The sequence below is a fragment of the Paraburkholderia lebeckiae genome (genome assembly GCF_050436225.1).
In the GTDB taxonomy this organism is placed as follows: domain Bacteria; phylum Pseudomonadota; class Gammaproteobacteria; order Burkholderiales; family Burkholderiaceae; genus Paraburkholderia; species Paraburkholderia tuberum.
On the sequence record NZ_JBNDLU010000001.1, the window covers coordinates 562,105 to 583,569 of the forward strand.

At 64.3% G+C, this 21,465-nt stretch carries 15 protein-coding genes; 7 read left to right on the forward strand and 8 right to left on the reverse strand.

Translation table 11 applies throughout. The features are described from left to right. Positions 1-34: 34 nt before the first annotated feature. Complete coding sequence (locus OKW45_RS02625) at positions 35-355, reverse strand: hypothetical protein (RefSeq protein WP_018424761.1); 321 nt, start codon at positions 353-355, stop codon at positions 35-37. 230 nt (positions 356-585) lie between these two features. Between OKW45_RS02625 and OKW45_RS02630 the strand changes: the two genes are divergently transcribed. The 3 genes from OKW45_RS02630 to ltaE all read left to right on the forward strand — a co-directional run bounded on the left by OKW45_RS02630 (position 586) and on the right by ltaE (position 3,050). After that, positions 586-897 carry a cupin domain-containing protein gene (locus tag OKW45_RS02630; RefSeq protein ID WP_018424762.1) on the forward strand — a complete coding sequence of 104 codons (312 nt, stop codon included), beginning with the start codon at positions 586-588 and terminating at the stop codon, positions 895-897. Between the two features lie 164 nt (positions 898-1,061). Then, complete coding sequence (locus tag OKW45_RS02635; RefSeq protein WP_429465738.1) at positions 1,062-1,856, forward strand: peptidoglycan DD-metalloendopeptidase family protein; 795 nt, start codon at positions 1,062-1,064, stop codon at positions 1,854-1,856. 186 nt (positions 1,857-2,042) lie between these two features. After that, positions 2,043-3,050, forward strand: a complete 1,008-nt coding sequence (ltaE, locus tag OKW45_RS02640; protein WP_429465740.1) for a low-specificity L-threonine aldolase — start codon at positions 2,043-2,045, stop codon at positions 3,048-3,050. 141 nt (positions 3,051-3,191) lie between these two features. On the opposite strand, the gene OKW45_RS02645 is transcribed toward ltaE, so the two are convergent. Further along, a complete protein-coding gene (locus tag OKW45_RS02645) occupies positions 3,192-4,562 on the reverse strand; it encodes an MFS transporter (RefSeq protein WP_026226583.1) in 1,371 nt (456 codons plus the stop codon). A gap of 775 nt (positions 4,563-5,337) precedes the next feature. On the opposite strand from OKW45_RS02645, the gene OKW45_RS02650 reads away from it, so the two are divergent. Next, positions 5,338-7,791 (forward strand): glycogen/starch/alpha-glucan phosphorylase, encoded by a 2,454-nt coding sequence (locus OKW45_RS02650; RefSeq protein WP_026226584.1) that lies wholly within the window; start codon positions 5,338-5,340, stop codon positions 7,789-7,791. Between the two features lie 113 nt (positions 7,792-7,904). Here the strand turns inward: OKW45_RS02650 and OKW45_RS02655 are convergent, their stop codons facing one another. From OKW45_RS02655 to OKW45_RS02670, 4 genes are all read right to left on the reverse strand, one after another. Beyond that, complete coding sequence (locus OKW45_RS02655; protein WP_018424767.1) at positions 7,905-8,294, reverse strand: DUF6232 family protein; 390 nt, start codon at positions 8,292-8,294, stop codon at positions 7,905-7,907. Between the two features lie 863 nt (positions 8,295-9,157). Then, positions 9,158-9,850 carry a CBS domain-containing protein gene (locus OKW45_RS02660; protein ID WP_128592478.1) on the reverse strand — a complete coding sequence of 231 codons (693 nt, stop codon included), beginning with the start codon at positions 9,848-9,850 and terminating at the stop codon, positions 9,158-9,160. Between the two features lie 842 nt (positions 9,851-10,692). Further along, positions 10,693-10,830 carry a DUF3563 family protein gene (locus OKW45_RS02665; RefSeq protein WP_429444182.1) on the reverse strand — a complete coding sequence of 46 codons (138 nt, stop codon included), beginning with the start codon at positions 10,828-10,830 and terminating at the stop codon, positions 10,693-10,695. Positions 10,831-11,144: 314 nt separating this feature from the next. After that, positions 11,145-11,978 carry a class I SAM-dependent methyltransferase gene (locus OKW45_RS02670; protein ID WP_429465742.1) on the reverse strand — a complete coding sequence of 278 codons (834 nt, stop codon included), beginning with the start codon at positions 11,976-11,978 and terminating at the stop codon, positions 11,145-11,147. A 606-nt stretch (positions 11,979-12,584) separates the two neighbouring features. On the opposite strand from OKW45_RS02670, the gene OKW45_RS02675 reads away from it, so the two are divergent. The 3 genes from OKW45_RS02675 (at position 12,585) to OKW45_RS02685 (ending at position 16,045) form a co-directional block, all read left to right on the forward strand. Beyond that, the gene (locus tag OKW45_RS02675; protein ID WP_429465744.1) at positions 12,585-13,616 is read left to right on the forward strand and encodes an AraC family transcriptional regulator; all 1,032 of its coding nucleotides are present in this window, start codon (positions 12,585-12,587) and stop codon (positions 13,614-13,616) included. 361 nt (positions 13,617-13,977) lie between these two features. Then, a complete protein-coding gene (locus OKW45_RS02680; protein WP_429465746.1) occupies positions 13,978-14,853 on the forward strand; it encodes a site-specific integrase in 876 nt (291 codons plus the stop codon). Between the two features lie 22 nt (positions 14,854-14,875). Then, positions 14,876-16,045, forward strand: a complete 1,170-nt coding sequence (locus OKW45_RS02685) for an IS91 family transposase (RefSeq protein ID WP_429465748.1) — start codon at positions 14,876-14,878, stop codon at positions 16,043-16,045. A 488-nt stretch (positions 16,046-16,533) separates the two neighbouring features. Here OKW45_RS02685 and OKW45_RS02690 read toward each other — a convergent pair whose 3' ends face one another. Together OKW45_RS02690 and OKW45_RS02695 are read right to left on the reverse strand one after the other, a co-directional pair. After that, positions 16,534-17,727 (reverse strand): NHL domain-containing protein, encoded by a 1,194-nt coding sequence (locus OKW45_RS02690; RefSeq protein WP_018422966.1) that lies wholly within the window; start codon positions 17,725-17,727, stop codon positions 16,534-16,536. Between the two features lie 961 nt (positions 17,728-18,688). Continuing rightward, complete coding sequence (locus tag OKW45_RS02695) at positions 18,689-21,460, reverse strand: tetratricopeptide repeat protein (protein WP_429465750.1); 2,772 nt, start codon at positions 21,458-21,460, stop codon at positions 18,689-18,691. Positions 21,461-21,465 lie beyond the last annotated feature (5 nt).

Genomic DNA, 21,465 nt, shown 5'->3' on the forward strand with positions numbered 1-21,465 from the left:
TGTCGTTTACGGCGCCGTGCTGCGACGGTTCCCGTCAATGCAGCGTTCGCTGTCGCCGGCCGATGTCATCGAACAGCGCGCGGCTCGGCTCCAGCGCTAGCAGCCACGATTCGTCGTAGTCGCTGAGGTTGTCGAGCGCCTCGCGCAGCCGTTCGAGCGCCACCGCCGGCAGCTCGACGCTCGCCTCGACCCCGCTCGATAGCCTCGCGATGCTCGCCAGTTGCACGAGCGCATCGGCGGCCTCGGCGACGTCGGCGGCGAAGATCAGATGCGTGTTCAGCAGTTCGACGAGGCCGGCAGACGCCCCCACATCGTCGACGTTGAGTTGCACGGCCAGAAAGGTGGCTTTGTTCATCCTCGATTCCTCCCAGAATCCCAACGTTGTCGTGAGCTGCTCCGCGCGGCTTGACTGAGTATAGGCGATGGTCGATCACCTGCAATTATCGGACGGAACGGCCGTGGCGGCTTGCTCGCCCAGACGCGCGGGCCACGCGACCTATAATAGGGCCAGCCGCGCGAGCGCCGTCGCCGTGGGCGGACGGCGCCGCCCGCCGGGCTTGCGCGCTTGCCAATTGCTCATCGACCATGAAGATCATCCGCAGCAGAAGCTTCACCGCGTCGCGTGCCTGGGGCGCGCTCGACATCGCGAACATGAACGGCATCACCACGCGTCTGCATTGGACCGACCAGCCGTACAAGTGGCACGTGAACGACGGCGAGGAGGTATTCGCCGTGCTCGACGGCCGCGTCGAAATGCGCTATCGCGAAGACGGCGTCGAACGCACGACAGTTCTCGAAACCGGCGACGTGTTCCATGCGTCGGTCGGCACCGAGCACGTCGCGCATCCGCTCGGCGCGGCACGCGTGCTCGTCGTCGAAGCGCAGGGCAGCGTCTGAAGAACACGGCAGTTGGATGGCGCACGCTTGCGCGGCGCGCGTGTGGCGGTCGCGCATAATATCCAGGCGGCAGCGGACAGCCGCGAGCTTGTGCAAGCGTGACGGCACGGCAATTGCTACGGCGTCGATTGAACCGGATTGAGACACACGTCGAGGAAAATCAGATGACACAAGAATGGCAACCGACGGCGATCCGCCTGCTGACGGCGGCAGCGCTCGGCGTGGCGATCGCCGGCTGCACGACGATGCCGTGGGAAAGCACGCCGTTCTACAGCAACGCGCCGTCGAGCACGACCAGCCTCGCGACCGTCCAGGTGCCCGCCGGCTACTATCGCGTCAATCCGGGCGATACGCTGTCCGGCATCGCTTCGGCCTATGGACGAAGGCCACAGGAAATCGCGGCCTGGAACGGCTTGCCGGTCAACGCGGCGGTCGCGCCCGGCCAGGTGCTGCGCGTTTCGCCGCCGCTGGCCTCGGGCAGCGTGGTCACGCCGCCGGTCGCGGTGGCGCCGGGTGCGCCGGGCGCGACGGCGAACCTGCCGCCGGGCGCCGTACCCGGTGCGCCGGCGCTTGCCGCCGTGCCGCAGCAGGGCGTGCTGCAATGGCCGTTGCGCGGACCGATCCTGCGCGCGTTCGCGCCGGGCAAATCCAACGGCATCGTCATCGGCGGCCAAGCCGGTGATCCGGTCAAGGCCGCGGCGACCGGCCGCGTGGTGTACGCGGGCACCGGCATCGAAGCCTACGGCCCACTCATCATCATCAAGCACAACGATTCGCTGATCACCGCGTACGGCCAGAACAGCCAGCTACTCGTCAAGGAAGGCGACGCGGTGGCGCAAGGGCAGACGATCGGCGAGGTCGGTGTCGATAGCCGCGGCGTCGCGTCGATCCAGTTCGAAGTGCGCGAGAACGGCCAGCCGGTCGATCCGCTCCAGTGGTTGCCGAAGCCTGGCGGCTGAGTGTCCCCGTCGCGTCTGTTGGATCATCGCAGCGGGATCGGCGCGCTTCTCCGGAATGCGCCGATTTTCAGCGTCGTCTGAATTGAATACACTGTATGGCTCGTTTGCCGGCGCGCGCGTTCCTCCCGGAATGCACGGGCGGCCGGTTGCCGTAGCCTGTCATTCATGGACACACAGGAACACACAATGATCGATTTGCGCAGCGATACCGTTACCCGTCCGACTCCGCCGATGCTCGCGGCGATGTCGGCGGCTGAAGTCGGCGACGACGTCTGGGGCGACGACCCCACCGTGCTGCGGCTGCAGGCCACGCTGGCCGAGCGCACCGGCAAGGAAGCGGGGCTGTTCTTCCCGAGCGGCACGCAAAGCAACCTCGCCGCGTTGATGGCGCACTGCGCGCGCGGCGACGAGTACATCGTCGGCCAGCTCGCGCACACCTACAAATATGAGGGCGGCGGCGCGGCCGTGCTCGGCAGCATCCAGCCCCAACCGCTCGAAAACGCCGCCGACGGTTCGATCCCGCTCGACAAGATCGCCGCCGCGATCAAGCCGATCGACGATCACTTCGCGCGTACGCGGTTGCTCGCGTTGGAAAACACGATCGGTGGCAAGGTGCTGCCGGCGCAGTACGTCGCCGACGCGACGCGGCTCGCGCGCGAGCGCGGCCTCGCGACCCACCTCGACGGCGCGCGCGTGTTCAACGCGGCGGTCGCGGCGGGCAAGCCGGTCGCGGCGCTGGCCGAGCCGTTCGATTCGGTGTCGATATGCTTTTCGAAGGGGCTGGGCGCGCCGGTCGGCTCGGTGCTGGTCGGCAGCCGCGCGCTGATCGACGTCGCGCATCGCTGGCGCAAGGTGCTCGGCGGCGGCATGCGCCAGGTTGGCGTGCTCGCGGCGGCGTGCCTGTACGCGCTCGATCACAACGTCGAGCGGCTCGCCGACGACCACGCGAACGCCGCGCATCTGGCGGCGGGGCTGGAGACGATCGAGCAGGTGAAGATGCAGTCGGTCGCGACGAACATGGTGTTCGCGCAGTTTCCGCAGCAGCATTGCGCGCCGCTCGAGGCGTGGCTCAAGGAGCGCGGCATCCTCACGCAGATGCTGTATGCGTCGCGCTTCGTCACGCACATGGATGTGTCGCGCGACGATATCGACACGTTCGTTGCCGCGGTGAAGGGGTATTTCGCGGCACGTTGATCGCGCCGCATGGGTCGTAAGCGAGGCGGCTCGCGTGGTTGCCGCCTCGTCTTCCCGCACAGGCTTCAACTCGTGCGCGCTCGTTCGAGGCGCGCTTCATTCAGGCTTCATCCCTGCCTCTCGCGTCGTCCGGCGCATATCTCACTTGACCGCTGCCTTCGCCTGCACGCCCGCGCGATGCGACGGCGCGAGCAGCCGCAAGCCGCTCGCCAGGCTCGCCGCGCCGGCGAAGAACGCGCCGAGGCCGAGCGCGAGCGTCGGCCCATGCTGGCGGCCGGCAATGCCGAAGCACAGCGCAACCAACGCCGCGCCGGTCGCCTGTCCGAGCAGCCGCGCGGTCGCCACGATGCCGCTCGCGCCGCCGCTGCGCTCCGGCGGCGCGCTCGCCATCAGCGCCTTCAGGTTCGGCGACTGGAAAAAGCCGAAACCCGCGCCGCAGATCGCCATACGGATGCCGATGTCGAGCACGTGCGGATGGGCGGGCAGCATCGCCAGCGAGGCCATCCCCGCCGACAGCACCGCGAGCCCGATCGCGCCGAGCAGCCCCGGCGGGTAGCGGTCCGACAGGCCGCCCGCGAGCGGCGCGGCGAGCGCGACCACGACGGGCCACGGCGTCATCAGGAAGCCGGTTTCGACCTGGCTGCGCAGCAGCACGTCCTCGAAATAGAACGGCAGCGACACGAACGCGAGGCCCTGCGCGGCGAACGAGCACACGGCCGTCACCGCCGACAGCGCGAACACCGGCCGCTTGAACAGATCGACAGGCAGCATCGGCGCGGGGTGGCCGGCCTCGCGGCGGATCAGCAGCAGCCCGAACACGCCGGCGATCGCCGCGGCGCTGAGCACGATCTGCAGCGACGCGCGTTGCGCCGCCTCGCCGAGCGCGAAGATCAGCGCGGCGAACGTGACCACGTTGAGCAGCGCCGCCACCGGATCGAGCGGGTGCCGGCTCTGCGCGGTATGCGGCAGCGCCGGCATCGCGAAACTCAGCGCGAGTACACCGAGCGGCACGTTGACCGCGAACAGCCACGGCCACGTCGCGACCGACAGAATCAGCGACGCCACCGTCGGTCCGACCGCGAACGACACGCCGACGATCAGCGCATTGGTGCCAAGCCCGCGACCGAGCCGATGCGGCGGGTACAGATAGCGGATCAGCGCGGTGTTGACGCTCATGATCGCGCTGGCGCCCAAGCCCTGTACGATGCGCGCGGCGGCGAGCAGCGGCAGCGTCGGCGCCATCGCGCAGCCGAGCGAACTCAGCGTGAACAGCGCGATGCCGCCGATATAGATGCGCCGATGTCCGACGATATCGCCGAGCGCGGCGAGCGGCAGCAGCGTCGCGACCATCGCGAGCTGATATGCGTTGATGATCCAGACCGAGGCGGCCGGCGCCGCGTGCAGGTCGCCGGCGATCGCGGGCAGCGCGGTGTTGGCGATCGCGGTATCCAGCGTGGCGAGCGCGACGGCGAGCATGATCGCGGCCATCGCGCGGCGGTTGGCGGCCGACATCGGGCCGTCGGCGGGGAGAGTCGGCGTGGGGACGCCGACGGCGGGGCTGAGCTTATCGGACAAGGCGTGGCTCGCGGGGTTGGGCATGCCGGTGTCGGTCGCTTCCGGGGAGGCGACGCGCTCGGGCGGCGGTTTCGTCGTGGGTGAGGCGCGCGCGGTCGGTCCACGGCGGATCAGTGTGGCGGCTTGTGCGGCGCAACCTCGCGATTGTTGCAGAGACGGCACGATCGTGCAGGGAGGCGGGCAGGGACCGGGAGGCGGCTTGAAGATGAGGCGCTTTGATCTCAACGAAACGCAACTAACCGTCAGTCCCGCCCGCCACCTCCAAATCGGCGCGCGCACACCGCGTCAAATCCAACACGCATACGACAGAACCGCCCGGCAAAACGGGCCGCCCGATTCGATCACAAAATCAGGGTATTCGGGGTTTCATCCGCCCGTCACGCATCGGAAAAATAATCGATGTGCGGCTCGCAGATGCTTCGGGCGTACGCCTAACCTGCTTTCGTCACCCGACTCACGCGCGCCGATGCCCACCCAGAGTGCCGCTGCCATGCAGCTTTGCACCGCGTCCGGGCGCCCGCCGCGGCTCGGTCGCGCGGCAGCGGGCGCGCACGCCGGGCACGCCGTATGCGTCATCGTCCTCTCGCGCGCCAGTGTGCGCGATCCCCAAAATGTCCTACTCTGTTTTTTTAAACCGCTCCGACAGGCACGCGCCTCCCGTCCGTCTCCCGTGCGGTTCGCGTTTGCCATGTCGACCTTCCCGGAGGCTTCGATGACAGCCGTCGATCTGGAATTCGACCAGCTCAACAGTACCGTCGACGCGCTACGGCGCTCAATTTCGAATCGCATGATGTACGGCGTCGGCAAGGACGCTGTCACCGCTCACCCGCACGACTGGCTGCACGCGGCCGCGCTGGCCGTGCGCGACCGGCTCGTCGCACGCTGGATGAAGACCACGCGCCTGCAATACGAGCAGGACGTGAAGCGGGTCTACTACCTGTCGATGGAGTTTCTGATCGGCAGGACCTTTACCAACGCGCTACTCGCGCTCGGCATTCACGATCAGATGAAGGAGGCGCTCGCGAGCCTCGGCGTCGACATGGACGCACTGATCGATCTCGAACCCGACGCAGCGCTCGGCAACGGCGGCCTCGGCCGGCTCGCGGCGTGCTTTCTCGACTCGATGGCGACGCTCGGCATTCCGGGCTTCGGCTACGGCATCCGTTACCAGTACGGCATGTTCCGTCAGGAAATCGTCAACGGCGAGCAGGTCGAGGCGCCCGACTATTGGCTGCGTGCCGGCAATCCATGGGAGTTTCCGCGACCCGAAATCAAGTACATGGTGCACTTCGGCGGCCGCACCGTGCAGCGCGGCGACAAGACCGAATGGATCGACACCGAGCATGTGAACGCGACCGCGTACGACACCGTGATCCCCGGCTACGCGACCGACGCGACCAACACGCTGCGCCTGTGGTCCGCGCGCGCGACCGAGGAACTCGACCTCGGCGCTTTCAACCGCGGCGACTACCGCAACGCGGTCGACACCAAGAACATGTCGGAAAACGTGTCGCGGCTGCTCTATCCGGACGACTCGACGCCGGCTGGCCGCGAGTTGCGGCTGCGCCAGGAGTACTTCTTCGTGTCGGCGACGATGCAGGATCTGATCCGCCGTTATCAGCGCACGCACAGCACGTTCGGGCGCTTCTCGGAGAAGGTCGCGGTGCATCTGAACGACACGCACCCGGTGCTCGCGATTCCCGAGCTGATGCGCCTGCTCGTCGACGAGCATCATGTGCCGTGGGACAAGGCGTGGAAACACGTGACGCAGATCTTCTCGTACACGAATCACACGCTGATGCCCGAGGCGCTCGAAACCTGGGATGTCGAAATGTTGTCACGCCTGCTGCCGCGGCATCTCGAGATCATCTTCGAAATCAACGCGCAGTTTCTGAAACACGTCAGCGAGCACTCGGGCCACGACGCCGAGATGATCCGCCGAATTTCGCTCGTCGATGAATATGGGCAGCGGCGCGTGCGCATGGCGTATCTGGCGATCGTCGCGAGTCACAAGGTGAACGGCGTGTCGAAGCTGCATTCGCAGCTGATGACGCGCGACATCTTCGCCGACTTCGCGCGCATCTATCCGGACCGCTTCACCAACGTGACCAACGGCATTACGCCGCGCCGCTGGCTCGCGCAGGCGAGTCCGTCGCTGTCGTCGCTGATCGACGCGCGCATCGGCACACACTGGCGCAGCAATCTGTTCGAGCTCGAGCAGCTGCGTAATCTGCGCAAAGACGACGAGTTCGTCGAAGCGTTCCGCGAGGCCAAACGACAGAGCAAGCTGCGGCTCGTGCACCGGCTCGCGCATCACACGAAGCTGCACTTCGATCCGGACGCGCTGTTCGATCTGCAGGTCAAGCGCATTCACGAATATAAGCGCCAGTTGCTGAACTTGCTGCACGTGATCGTACGCTACAACGAGATTCGCGCGAATCCGGAGCGCGACTGGGTGCCGCGCGTGGTGCTATTCGCGGGCAAAGCCGCGTCCGCGTACCGGATGGCCAAGACGATCATCAAGCTGATCGGCGACGTCAGCGAGAAGGTCAATCTTGATCCGCTGATCGGCGACAGGCTGAAGGTCGTGTTCGTGCCGAACTACGGCGTCAGCGTGGCCGAGCTGATCATTCCGGCGGCCGATCTGTCGGAGCAGATCTCGATGGCCGGCACCGAGGCGTCGGGCACCGGCAACATGAAGCTCGCGCTCAATGGCGCATTGACGATCGGCACGATGGACGGCGCGAACATCGAGATCTGCGACGCGGTGGGGCGCGAGAACATCTTCATCTTCGGTCACTCCGCCGACGAGGTGGACGACCTGCGCGCAAGCGGCTATCGGCCGCGGCGGATTTACGAGGAAAACGAAGCACTGCGCACCGCGCTCGATCAGATTCGCACGGGCTTCTTTTCGCCGGACGATCCGCTGCGCTTCTCGGATATCTTTCACACGCTGGTCGACTGGGGCGATCACTATATGGTGCTCGCCGATTTCGACGCGTTCGCGAAGGCGCAAAACGAAGTGGATGCGCGTTTCGTCGACAAGCACGCGTGGGCCAAAAGCGCGATCGAGAACGTCGCGGGGATGGGGCAGTTCTCGTCGGATCGAACGATCGGCGAGTATGCGCGCAATATCTGGCGCGTGAGTCCGCTCAGTCTCGGCTGAGCGCGAGATGACGGCAACGTAGTCGTTGCTTGCGGGAAAGCGGATCGAAAGCCGTGCGAGGCTGGTGCTGATCAGTCGCGCACGGCTTCGTCATGTTCGATCGTCGCTCCGCGTCAAGCCTTCGGCGCGGCAGCCGCGGCCTTCGTCCGATGCACTGCCTCACCGACACGTTCGACGAACTCGCGATCCGTACTCATCAGCGCTTCGCGCTCGCCGTCGGCCGTCTTGACCATCAGCCGATGCGTGATGTCCTGGGTCACCCAGGTAAGCCAACCGACCACGATCAGCATCGCCCCGCATACGAGTCCCGGCGCCGAGTGCAGCACGCCCCCGACGATTGCGCCGATCAGCCCGGCCACCGAGATCACGAGCGGCACGACCTTGTTCTTCTGCACGGTCACGACCCGCACGTCGACGATATCGCGCAGCGGGAAGACCTGACCTGCGGATGAGAGGGCGTTGCGCGTGACCGACACGCCGCGATCGTTGAAAGGCGTTTCCATCGTTTCAATGCGAGGGTGGTGTAGCGCGCAGCGTAGCAGACTTCCTTCAAATTCCTAAAGTTACGGACTTTTACATCCTCTCTCGGGCGCTTGCAGCAAGGAAGCACGACATCGATGACTAAAAAAATCAGTTGCGGGATTTTCTGACTAATTTATGGTGGAGCGCTTCAAAGACATGTTGCGGTAGCCTGCCTAGCATACCCGTTAAGCAACTGAGCAGGTCGTTGTTTGCAGCTGGTTTGCATTGTATGGCCGTCAATCCCGTCGGTGTGACGTCTACGTTAGCATCAGGCGGGTCCTCGGCCATTGCAGACGCTCAGCTACCGACCCTCATCGGGCGGCTGCACGGTATTAACCGGCCGTTCGCCCGAGCCGGCTCCGGAGCGACGACTCTCACATCGGCGAACGCGTACTTACGACCCCTTGCAGACCTTCGGGTCTTCGTGCCCCCAACGTCCGTTCTAAAAGTCCAGCCGCCATTCGTTGACGCCTAACGCCTTCCGCTCAAAGTCTGCCGCTCTGCCGCGAGCCCCTTCTTGCCTTCGTCAAACTTGATTTGGCCATCGATGCAGTCCAGATAGCGAGTACCGATTCGGCCATGCTGAAGCGGACGTAGCGGATGCACCTGTCGTGATTTGCCATTGGACTCTCCAGATGCCCCAGTATAGGTCCACGTGACCGCTTGCTCTGTCGGGTAGGGACGCGGCATCAAACCCAACCGGTGGCTGGGCTTCATTAAATCAGGCTGTGGAGAGATGGCGGTCCGTCGCAAGCGGCCCGCCGGATCCAATGTGGACGTCCCGATCTCCGTCATCGTTCACTGCGTGCAAGGCGACCTGCACGCGTCTTGCGTAACGTACGGATTACAGCGCCGGAATCCCGCTCGGGAACTCCAGATGGCTCTCCACGCGCCTGACGCCAGGCACGCCCTCGGCCGCAACGCGGATCGCGCTCTTTTCCTCCTCGGATTCGATCACGCCCCAAAGATGCGCGACGCCGTCCTTGACGAGCACGCCCTGTTTTGACAGCCCCCAGCGCTTTCCGTGCATTTCCAGAACGATCGCGTCGCGCAAGCTCGCATCGTCGTGTGGAGAGGAGTCCGCCGCCGGCGCGACGCTCGCGAGTGCGCGCATCAGATTCGACCGGCTCACGATGCCGACCAGCTTGCCGTCTTTCAGCACCGGCACGCGTTTCAGATGCCGGCGCTCCATGAGGTCCGCGACCGCCTGGAGCGGCATGTCTTCGGAAATTGAAATCACCTTTTCGCACATCACGTCGCCGACAACGTGTCCGTGCTCCCTCACGTACCTCGCGGCCTGCTCGCGGGGCGACGACAATAGGAATTCGAGCCACCACGAACGCTTCCCGTGGCTGGTTTCGTTCTCCACGCGGTGAAGCAGGTCGCTGTCGCTGATCATACCGACGACCTGTCCGTTTGCGTCGACGACCGGCATGCCGCTGATCTGATTGTTGACGAACAGTCTTGCCGCGTCGTGGATGGTCATATCCGGCGTGGCGGTGACGACGGATGGAGTCATGATGTCGAGTGCGCGCATGGTCGCCCCTCAGCGTAAAGCGATGGGTCCCCATCTGCTGCACCCCTCGCAGAATTTCGGCAGACGCACCGGCAGCAATCCGCGCGGTGCTGAGACGACTGAATCCTGTACTCCAAAAACGCTCGCGCCCTCAGCGATTCACGCGCATGGCGGACGAAGCTCTCTTCGCTGCGCAAGGCGATGGTGGCGGCAAATCCGCGCCCGCCGTGCCTCGACAACGTCTGAAATCCGCATGAACATGCCCCTCGGGGACACGGCCGATCTTGTTGCGAAATGCGTTACGCACTGAGTTTAGGTTAACTCTGCCGAAGGTGCGCTAGGTGCGCAGTGCTCCGAGAGAGATGCAATTCGCCACCAATGAGTCCACCATCTTCTACGGCAGGCGGCGAATGAAAGTTCACAATTGCGTCACCTCCGGCTTGCGAATGAACGTCAAATGTCCGAGGCATGACGCAGTGTCCGAAAACCCAGTAGAAGGATGAATATGGGGTCGAGCCGTCGGACTAGTGCCCAGAGGCTTAGGCCGCGGCCGTCGGCACCGATCGCGGGTCGAGAGAGTATCCGACCCGGTTCAATGCAGGCATTAGCCGAGCCGCTTGCGTAGCTCGTCCGGCAGGTTCCAGAGTAATGCAGCCGTTCTAATGGCAGCATCTCCTGCTCGGCGAACGGCGGGTGGTGGCCGAACCCGGTCCGATGTTCCGCGCAGAAACAACTACATCGCATAGTCAGAATTGTCGCGGCAAGCACTGACCCATGCCACCGGCCGAGATGCGCAACATGTCGGCCGTCGGTCGCGGTACTGCCGGAGCTGTCGCTGGTCCTGCTACGGCCTTGTTGTTTCGCTAGCCGTTGGTCTCGATCGAGCGCATGCGGCGTTCCAAGTCGCATATATCGACCGAGGACTCGAGGTATGCGTCACGGCGGCTATGTTCAGCGCGTTCAAGCAAGTTGCGGAACGTCTTGGCAAGGAATGCAAGCATGGTCTACTCCAGTAGCTCGGTTCCGGTCTCGGTGGCGGCTGCCGCAGACTTCGGGTAACTACACAATTTGACCGCCGAACTTCCGCATCGACCATGCGGCTCTTTTCAAAACCTTAGCTGATGGCCGTGTTGGCCTTTTCTGACGATGCGAGGGAAAAGTGTCGTCTGTTCACTCACGCTTTTTAGCAATAGTTCGGGCACCACAGACAGAACGTGTCGCCTGTTTGCGTGGCCGATCGGCGCCGTTAATCCCGTTCGGAGCCATTCGAACGGTCGGCACATACGGTAAGGCCGTTCGCGACGACAGCGCGGCATCACTTCCGGTCGATCACCACCTCGAGGTACTCGCTCGGCAGCACCAACGTACCGTCGCCCGAACGATTGTGGCTTTCCATGAGAGTCAGCAAGTCCTGGGTGAAGCCAGCTTGCCTCTCGGCATCGAGCGCGCCGAATGTCTTGTTCAACGGGCCGTAGTAGGCGCGGAACACTTCGCTCCAGTGTGCCGGCGAGAGGTAGCGAAAGGCGAACTCGCGGCGGGTCGTGCGGATTTCCTGCGCGGTTTCGCCGAAGAGTTCTTCGAGTCTTGCCTTCGTGCCCCACAGTGCCGGCGATTTGACGCCCGGCGCGGGGGGCACGTACTTGCCGATCGTCTTGAACAGTTGTCCGATGAAGCTCTCCGGCGTCCAGTTCGCAAGGCCGATCCTGCCACCGGGCTTGCACACGCGCGCGAGTTCGCCGGCGGCTTTGTCCTGGTCCGGAGTGAACATCACACCGAAGGTGGACATCACGACATTGAACGACGCGTCGGGAAACGGCAAGTTTTCGGCGTCAGCCTCCTGGAACTGGATCGTGTGGCCTTCGGCCTCCGCGCGCATCCGCCCGGATTCGAGCAGTGAGGACACGTAGTCGGTGGAGGTCACGTCGCACCAGCGACGCGCGGCGGCGAGGGTGGCATTGCCGTTACCGGCCGCGACATCGAGCACGCGGCTGCCTGCGCGCAGATCGAGTGCTTCGCACAACTGCTCACCGACGATCTGCAGGGTGGTTCCCACGACAGCATAGTTGCCTGTGGACCAGGCGGCTTGCTGGCGGGTCTTGACTGCGGCGAGATCGACAGCGGGTGAGGAAATGGATGCGAGTGCGGACATGACTGTACTCCTGGTGGTTTTGGACGGGAACCTGCTTTTCGTACGGCAGCGCGGTACCTTTGTCTGTCTTGCTGGCTATGGCCTGCAAAGAAGAGCCGGCAGGACGGCGACTGAGGCCGCTCGGATAATGGCGCTTGATGCGTCAAATGGGCTATTCGGCTGCCGTGACGCGAGCCACCCATTTCTTTCGAAACGTCCTTCATCTTCGGCAGGCCGTCCTTCATTCGAAGTTTCGTCTGCTGATAGTGGACATGGACGCCGGCGTCGTAAGGGAAGTCTGGAATAGCCGCTGCATAGATGTCCGTTGACAGGTCCCGCCGTCCAGCTCCGATATGAACCGCAATGGCAATAGCCCAGTGGGGCTGGCTCACCAATGACCGTGAATCGAACCGCGCCAGAAAAGCAACCGCCTTTGTAAGTGCTCTCGTTACTCATGATGTGTCGTCTTGGTGGTTTGCACTGAATCTTCCGCTTCCGTCGTCGAAACCCTGAAAGGCGTTTGTTATGCGATCACGTGGGTGCTAGTATCAGCTCGTAGGTCATATCGATGAATGACCAGGCGTCCAGATCTCTTGTGTAGGACGCCGGGATTAGCGGACGCTGTTAATGGATGCCCTTTCCGACGTCCTTCGGGTTGTGCGGCTAAGCGGTGCCGTGTACCTCAACGGAGACTTCACTACACCTTGGTGCCTGTTTGGCCAGGCGGATGCGGCCCTCTGCGCCGCCTTCCTGCCAGGATCAGAACGCGTGGTTTCGTACCATCTGATCACCGAAGGCAGTTGTTCAGCACGACTGGCAGACGACCCCGGCTCGGCTATTCACCTCAATGCTGGCGAACTGCTGGTGGTGCCACAGGGCGAACCACATATTTTCGGAAGCGCATTACACCTTTCTCCTACGCTCGCGGGCCCACTTCTGGCCATTCAGTTGGAGACGGCACCAGGCCAGGTGATGACACTCTCCTATGGCGGGGGCGGGCCACCAACGCGTGTGGTGTGCGGCTTTCTTGCCTGCGACGGTACGTTGGGGAACCCGTTGCTGTCCTCGCTGCCGCGGCTCTTCAAGATCGATATGCGCAACGATCCTCAATCGGCATGGCTTGAATCATCACTTCGATTTGCTGTCGCCGAAGCGGCGCAGCGGCGCGCTGGCAGTGCGATTGTCCTTGCCAGGTTATCCGAACTACTCTTTGTCGAGGCGGTGCGCCGCTGTATCGATACGTTGCCCGCAGACCGGAAGGGATGGCTAGCGGGCGTGCGCGATCGCTTTGTCGGGCCTGCGCTATCGATGCTTCACGCTCAGCCAGCACACTCCTGGACCGTTGATGAACTCGCGCGAAAAGTGGGGTTATCACGCTCGGCGTTAGCGAAACGGTTCACTGACCTGTTAGGACAGCCCCCAATGCAGTACGTGGCGCGGTGGCGCCTGCAACTCGCCTCGCATGAACTCCTGATCGGAAGCAAGTCGCTTGCCGCGCTAGCGGAGCAGGTCGGCTACGAGTCGGAGCCGGCGTTCAATCGGGCATTCAAGCGCGAATTCGGGATGCCGCCGGCTGCATGGCGAAAGAGTCATATGGCGCAAATCGATACCGCGTCCGCGAATACGGCGGGACCCATTGGCGAGATGACGTCTGTTTAGCTCACGAAAATTCGGGCCATTCGTGTGCGCTGGCAGCCGTCAACGCGTGAGAGAGAATAGGCGATATGCGCCAATGACCGCTTCGCTCGCCTTAAGACTTACATTCCGCACGTCGAGGACACAATTTGGCGCGAATTTCGCCGCTAGATCATACCGACGCGAACGTCCGTTACCTGGAGAGTATCGACGTTCGAATGACTAGACCCAATCGCACGCCAGTGGCCGCAGTTGGCCGATGGACTAAACCGCTCGCGCGGTAGGGGCTACGGTCAGACGCCGGTGGTCAGAGAGAGGCCGGCATCGCGGTTCCGTATGTTGGCGAATGAGGCAATCCGCCTCGTTCTCCAGCCGGAGCCGAATCATGACCTCCTCACAGTCAAACGTCAGTCCGCTGCGCCAGCGCATGAGCGACGACATGCGCATGCGCCAGCTTGCCCCCAAGACGCAGGACATCTATCTGCACATCGTGCGTGAGTTCGCCCGGTTTCTCGGGCGCTCACCTGACACGGCCACCGTCGAGGACCTGCGGCGCTACCAGCTCTATCTGGTCGACCACGGCACATCGGCCGTGTCGCTGAACCATGCGATCACCGGCCTGAAGTTCTTCTTCACAGTCACGCTCGACCGGCCCGAGCTGATGGTCAGGATGCAACCCGTGCGCGTGCCCCGCGTATTACCCGTCGTGCTCAGCCCCGATGAAGTGCGGCGGCTCATCGAGGCCGCCGGCAACCTGAAGCACCAGACCGCGCTGTCGGTCGCGTACGGCGCGGGGCTACGCGCCAGCGAAGTGGTGGCGCTGAAGGTCACCGACGTCGACAGCGAACGCATGACACTGCGTATCGAGCAGGGCAAGGGCCGCCGTGACCGCTACGCCATGCTCTCGCCGGTGCTGCTCGAGCGTCTGCGTGTGTGGTGGCGCGTGGCCCGTGCGCAGGGCAGGATGCTCGATGGTGGGTGGCTGTTTCCCGGGCTCGATCCGCTCGATCCGTTAAGCACGCGACAGTTGAACCGTGCCATTCATGCCGCCGCCGAGGCTGCGAACATCGACAAGCGCGTGTCCATGCACACGCTACGGCATAGCTTCGCGACACACCTCCTTGAACAGAAGGTGGACATCCGCGTGATCCAGGTGCTGCTCGGCCATGCGAAGCTGGAGAACACCGCGCTCTATGTCCAGGTGGCCACCGACCTGCTGCACGAGGTCACCAGTCCGCTGGACCGGCTGCCCTCCGAGTAGGCCCGCGCGCCGTAGCGCCTCAATGCTGGAGGTTGCGGACATCTTCCGCAGTCACGGGCCAGCGTGGCGAGCCACGACACACCTGAGCCTGGGGCAGCTGAAGGTCATGTCGGCCATCGAACGGTGCCGCACGGCGGCACTGGGCGGACATGTGCTGCGCTGTTCAGGCTGCGCAAGGACAGAGGTGTCCTTCAACTCGTGCCGGGACCGGCATTGCCCGAAGTGCCAGGCCAGCGCCGCACACCGCTGGCTGGAAGCACGCCAGGCCGATCTGCTACCCGTCGAATACTTCCACGTCGTCTTCACGCTCCCCGCGCCCGTCAGTGCGATCGCCTGGTACAACAAACGGATCATCTACGGCCTGCTGCTCGACATCGCCGCCGACACGCTGCGCACGATCGCCGCAGATCCCCGACACCTCGGCGCCCAGATCGGCGCCACGCTCGTGCTGCACACCTGGGGCTCAGCGCTCACGCATCATCCACACGTGCACGGCATCGTCCCCGGCGGTGGCCTGTCACCTGACGGTGAGCGCTGGATCGCCTGCCGGCCCGGCTTCTTCCTGCCGGTGCGCGTGCTCTCACGCCTGTTCCGCCGGCGCTTCCTCGACGCACTCGAAGTGACCCACCAGCATGGCCAGTTGCAGTTCTTCGGCGAGTACACCGAACTCGCTGATCCCGCCACCTTTGCCCGGTGGCTTGCGCCGCTGCGTACCTGCGAATGGGTGGTCTACGCCAAGCGCCCGTTCGCCGGACCAAAGGCAGTGCTCGAGTACCTCTCACGCTACACGCACCGCGTTGCCATCTCCAACCAGCGCCTCGTCGCCTTCGATGAGCGTGGCGTGACGTTCCGCTGGAAGGATTACCGGGCGAAGGGACGCACCCGCTACAAGACCATGACGCTGGAGGCTGGCGAATTCATGCGCCGCTTCCTGCTCCATGTGCTGCCCGGTGGTTTCCACCGGATCCGTCACTACGGCCTGCTCGCCAACCCGGTACGCCGCGCCAGTCTCGCGAAGGTGCGCGATCTGCTGCACGTCGCACCCGGAATCAGCCCGTCACCGGACGAGGCCATCGTCGCAACCCGCCCCGTCTTCATCTGCCGGCACTGCGGCGCACCGATGATCGTCGTCGACATCCTCGCGCGCAGCGCCCCGATCCGCGCACCGCCGATGTGCCGGGCTCAGACATGAGCACAACGTTTCCCCGATATCTGAACCGACCGTCGGCTTTGCGGCAACGCGGCCCACGAGCGGACGTTCGCGCCTGGCGCTTCGAAAGGCGCCTCCCGCGTGCGCATCACCATCGTCATTGCACGACAGCGCCGCTTCGCTACGGCGTCAGCGCCCGTCCGGCATCCCGCCTGGCCGCACCGCATCCGACATCGCTGAACATCCCGACCTATCAATCGCCATAGCGGCGAGTTCCGACCACAGCGGAGCACTCCGCGGTTTCCTCCATCGGGCTTATTCGACGCCTGCCGGCACGCGCGGAGGCATTCACATTCCTGCGGGCGACGGCAGGCATCGAATAAGCCTTAACGAACTGTGACGGTCGCAGCTGGTGGGATGGTCCGAAGTAGCCTGCTGGCCAGCAGGCTGCCTTCGTCTGTTCCGCATCCGGCGCAGGCGCGCACGCGATCATCTGCTGCGCGCGCAATAGTGGCGTAGCGCAAGCGGTGTCACCACCACCATGGAAGCAACGCACCGCCATCTTTGCGATCGGTGCGATCACCGGGGCGCCCCGCATCGCCGCCGTCGCGGTCCTCATCACGTTCTTCGCAGCGGCGCCCGGCTTTCGGCAGGCCGCTTACCTTGCGAATGTACCCGGAGCCAGCGAAGAACAGATCGCCCTCGGGTCCAAACGCGAGCCCCCTGGGACCGCCTATGCTAGCTTGAGTGGCAAGGCCGCCGTCGCCGCCGTAGGAGTCCTGCCCGTTGCCGGCAATGGTTGTGACGATGCCGGTTTGCCTATTCACCTGACGCACACGGGCGTTGAAGGTATCGCTGATCGTCAGATTACCCGCGCAGTCAAACGCAATGTGCGTTGGGATGTTCAAGAAAGCATCGGTCGCCGCAATGCCATCTCCGTTATAGCACCCGGACGCCATCAAGCCCGCCCCCGAGCAAAGGGGCGACTTCCCGGCTACCGTGGTGATAGTGCCTGTTCTTTTGTCCACCCGGACGACCGTTGCCGGAGAGGGATCGACTATGTAGAGGTCGCCGTGCGGGCCAAAGGCGATAGCCAGGATGTAACTGGACGCAAGCTTGACGGCGGTCGTGATGATTCCCGTTTCGTGGTCCACGCGCCGGATGCGTGCTGCCGCCGAATCGGCGATGTACAGATCACCTTCCCGGTTCAGGGCCACGTCGGTTGGGAACAGCGCGGCCTGAGTGGCCGGCCCCCCGTCGCCGCGGTTGGCGCTGCCAACGCCCGGACCTGCAACAGAAGTAATGATCCCCGTTTTTCGATCCACCCTTCGCACGACTCCGATGTATGGATCCGCAACGAACACATTGCCTGCTCGGTCAACCACCACCCCTGACGGATAGTCGAGACTGGCGTTCGTCGCTGGGCCGCCGTCGCCGCTGTAGCCTTCTTGCCCGTTGCCGGCAACGGTCGTGACAATTCCGCTCTCGTGATCGATGCGGCGAACGACGCGAAATGACGGTTCGGCAGTGTATATGTTTCCCCATCGGTCCAGCGCGATGGCTTCTGCGGCGATTCCGGCCGCACCTACGCCGCCCTGACCGGGGCCCGCGACGGTGCTGATGATCTGCGCGGCGGCGGGGTTTGCCGTCGCAATTAGCAGCAGTGCGTAAAGGGCCCGCAACATGACAGCGATGCTCGGACAGAGCTGTGTTCCGTGCGACATACATCCTCCTGTTCGGAGTCACCGAATTGTCACGACTATTCAAGGAAAAGTCGTTGTCGCGGAACGCAGGATGTTGTGACCAGGGAAAGCAAGCCCGAAAGCCCCCAAACCGCCCAACACTTCATCTTAGTAGTGCGTTTCGAAAAGCAAATAAATTTTTAGGCTCCTCCCTTCGGGACGGACGCAATTTGCCGTGCTGTTGGGAAACGGAAATAGCTGGGCTCCGGCAAGCTCAGCCAGAGCCGAACGCACGGAACACGCTGGACTGCGCCGCCGAGATGCGTTCTTATGGCGGCTGGTTTGAGCATTGAAGATTCGGTGGCCAAAAGTGCTGAACCATCAGGCTTCGCGCCGTGCCATGGCGCTGCCTGACGACCGCGACCGGCTGCACTCGACCCACTGCCGTCCTTCGAACCGGAGCGGCCCAGACGGCCGCTTGTAAGGTAGAACAGGATTCCAAATGCACGTGTGAATTGCCGGTCGAGCGTCTCAACCTGCCCCAATCTATCCGGGGTAGACCCATTACGACTGTTGACGCCGACACGATATCGACCCACATTCCGACATCGGACTGACCAGGTCTGTTAATTAGATAAAGGTTTCAGCAGCAACGCGATTCGCGGCCCACTCTGGGGGGCAGCCGAATTTCCACATCCCTACTGCATCAGGAGCTCCGCGCACGTAGGTCGCCGTCCAGCACGACCAGATCAGGCATAGATCCGCGCTCGAGACCAATCGGGGCGTAGTCGGCGCATCGCGCCTCGGCGGTGGTAGCCAGGTCGGCAAGACGACGCGCGACACCATCGCGAAACATACCCAAACCAGTCGGAGCGACGAAAAGGACAAGCGTAAGTTCAGGTTGTTTTCCCACGAACGTTTGATCGATCGTATCCGCGACTCACCTGGCCCTTGTGTCGTCGGATGGCTTGGTCGCAGTCTTGACATACCCACATCCCGCTCATTACGCACGTAGATCGAGGGCAAACCCGATCGCCTCCAGTAGCGTCATGGATCTCCCCTGCCTATTCGCGTCCGCGATGGCTTCGGCTTTGAGGCCCGAGCCTGCCTGCTGCAACGTGCGGTCGAGCTCGGCGCGCCAAGCCGGCGGCGCGGGGGCACCTATCTGCTCGCGCACGGCCTGCGCTGCAGCGGCAATGGTGATGGCGCACACGGCCCAGCCCTGCGCGGCAGCCAGATTCGCGAATCCCTCCAGGACGAAGGCGATCCCGCGCCGATCCCCCATTTCGCGGAGGATCGCCAGACTATCGTGCAACAGGGCAGCCGCGCGGTCGAACTCGCCGGCGTCGCGCGCGAGCGCCGCCAGCGTCCCCAGCACGTTGGCCTGGTTCTGTCTGTCGCCAATCTCGCGCCATACCGCGAGCGCTTGGTCAAGACGCGAGCGGGCAAGGTCGCGCTGCCCGCCGGAGCGAGCCACGATCCCCAAGGCCGTGAGCGCCCACCCTTTCCCAATGGGATCACCCAGCTTCTGCCACAACTCAAGGCTCGCCTGGAGCTGCACCTCGGCGGCACCCGCATCGCCTTCATCCCGCGCGATAAGCCCCAGGTTACCGAGCGCCACCGCCACACCTTCACTGTCGCCCGCCTGCCGAAGCTGCGGCAGGCTCTCGTCGAGGAGCTTGCAGGCGCGGACGTAGTCGGCCTGGTAGCGGGCGACAAAGGCCAGATCAACGAGCGCCCAGCCGATTCCGCGCGGGTCAGCGAGCGCACGATACATGTCGAGGCTTTCATCAAAGAGGGTGCGGGCCTCGGCGTAGTCGCCTTGTTCGCGGGCGAGCCAGCCCGCCGCGTGCAGCGCCTTGGCGCGCGACTTGTTGCGACGTCCCGCGGTGGGTAGCGCCAGCAGCGTGGCGAGCCGCTGACGCGCCTCGGTGACGTAGCTGTGGGCGCGCCAGAAACGCGCCAGCGCCGCCGCCAGCCGCAGCCCATGCTCGGCCGGCCCGTGCTCGACGAACCATCGCAAGGCAGCGCGCAGGTTGTCGTGCTCCTGTTGCAGACGGTCGAGCCAGACGCCCTGCCGCGGTCCGATGAGGCCGGGCTCCGCCTGTTCCGCCAGCGTTAGGTACCAGTCGGCGTGTCGCACGCGGAGCGTGTCGCTCTCGCCGGCCTCAGCGAGACGCTCCAGCGCATACTCACGAAGGGTTTCGAGCATGGCGAAACGCGGCTCGTCGTCCTCACCCCGCTCGTCCTGCCGCAGGAGACTCTTATCGATGAGGGAGGCCAAGCCCGTAAGCACGTCGGCAACCGATCCGCAGGCGCAATCCGCCGAGCCGACCACGACCTCAGCCGCGGTCAGCGTACAACCTCCGACGAACACAGCCAAGCGACGGAACAGCCGCTGCTCCTCTGTGCTCAGGAGCTCATGGCTCCAGGTGATCGCCTGCCGCAGCGTTTGTTGGCGCAGCGCCACATCCCTTGGACCGCCCGTGAGCACCGCCATGCGCTGGCCCAGCCGCGCGAGGATTGCAGCGGGCGAAAACATCTTCACGCGGGCGGCGGCCAACTCGATAGCCAGGGGCAGGCCGTCGAGGCGATGGCAGATTTCCGCCACGGTGCTCGCGTTCGCCGCGCAGAGTTCGAAGTTGGGCTTTACGGTCTTTGCCCGCTCCACGATTAGCCGGATGGATTCATAGCGCGACATCTCGTCGACGGACTGCGAGCGCAACAGATCAGGCAGGGCCAGGGGTGGAACGCACAATTGCTGCTCGCCGCTCAGGTGCAGGACCTCGCGGCTCGTGACGAGCGCCTTCACTCGTGGGCACCCCGCAAGCAGGTCAGCCACGTGGGGAGCAGCCGCCAGAAGGTGCTCGAAGTTGTCTAGCACGAGGAGCAGTTGCTTGTCACAAAGGTATTCCTGCAAGGCCTCGGCGAGCGGCCGGCTGGGGGTCTCGTGCAAGCCGAGAACCTTTGCCAAGGTCGGCACCACGAGTTCGGGGGACGGCACGGGCGCGAACTCTACGAAGAAAACGCCGTCGACGTACTCGTCGAGCGCGTCTGCCGCAACGTGCAGGCTCAGCCGCGTTTTCCCGACCCCGCCGGGCCCGGTCAAGGTGAGGAGCCGCGTATATGGCCGTCGGAGCAGATCACGGGCGGCTGCGATCTCCCGCTCACGCCCGATGAACGTTGTTGGCTCCACGGGCAGGTTGTTGCGACGCTCTCCGAGAGTGCGGAGCGGCGGGAAGTCGGCGGCGAGGCCGCAGGCCATGAGCTGGAAGATTCGCTCCGGCCGCAGCAGGTCCTTGAGTCGATACTCTCCGAGGTCGAGGAGAACTGCGCCGGCCGGCAAGCCGTCGCGCACGAGCGCCGCGGTCGCAGAGGAGACCACCGTCTGCCCCCCGTGAGCAGTGCTGGTGAGGCGAGCGCAGCGGTGCAGCGGAGCACCGAAGTATTGATCCCCCTGTAGCTCAACCTCGCCCGTATGCAGGCCCATCCGAACCTTCAGCGCGCCCAGCACTCCCCAGTCCGACGCTTGGAGGTCGTGCTGCCCGCGCAGCGCAGCCGCCACCGCGTCGGTTGCCGCCGGGAACGCCGCGCAGACGGCATCGCCGACTGTCTCGAACACGCACCCGCCGTGAGCCTCCACGACCTCACGGAGCATGGCGTAGTGGCGGGCTATAGCGGTCACGTACACCTCGGGATATCGCTCGAGGAGGCGCGTCGAGCCCTCGACGTCGGTGAAGAGGAAAGTGACTGTGCCAGCAGGTAACCCGGCCATGTCCC